This is a genomic window from Wolbachia endosymbiont of Tuta absoluta, assembly GCF_059414725.1.
In genome coordinates this window covers 1-637 of record NZ_JBNRJY010000058.1, presented here as the reverse complement: position 1 = coordinate 637, position 637 = coordinate 1, and the positions used below count along the sequence as shown (strand labels likewise).

The following is a 637-nucleotide window of genomic DNA, read 5'->3' as shown; positions in this document are numbered from 1 at the left end:
GTGCACGTTCTCAGATAATATAGTTCGGTAACAACTTACCAGGGAGCCGTCCATCCATTCATAAATCACGCCTTACGAGGTAGGCAGAGCGTTAACGGCTATAAACCGGATATTAACACCATGTCTGACAAATGCTTGAGGATCGATCGTGAATTAAGAGAGTTTAAATTATTTGTAAGTTACTTTTCAAATATTTGTGTTGAGCCTGGGTGTTTTCTATGTATTGTAAGTATTTATTTACAAAAAAAAGTATGCATCTAGCTTTGCTTAGTTTGGCGCTGCGTGAAATGTCTAAGATATTTATTATTAATATTTATTAAAAACATCTTAGTAAGGCAAATGTATATCGTTACCAAAATAATGAAGTAACGATATGTTGCAAAGCACTTATTTATTACAGACGCAAACAAACAACAACTCAATTCGGTTATCCTTCGATTAAAATGTCATAACAGTAAGTAAATTATACAAGTAAAAACACTTAATTGCACAAAAATTACAGAATAATTTATAGCTAATATGCACGAAGGAGGTCTTATAGATACAAGCGATCTCTTCCAGCCAAAATCATAAATAATAGCAGTGCGAGAGTAATCTATATGAAAAAGAAATGGTAACTTGAATAAACGCAATAAAT

1 protein-coding gene is annotated in these 637 nt (G+C 32.3%); it reads right to left on the bottom strand.

Going from position 1 to position 637, the window contains the following annotated elements:
- Nucleotides 1-446 precede the first annotated feature (446 nt).
- The coding region (locus ACJ5GX_RS00520) for a hypothetical protein (RefSeq protein WP_495292577.1) at nt 447-637 on the bottom strand (191 nt) is incomplete at its 5' end.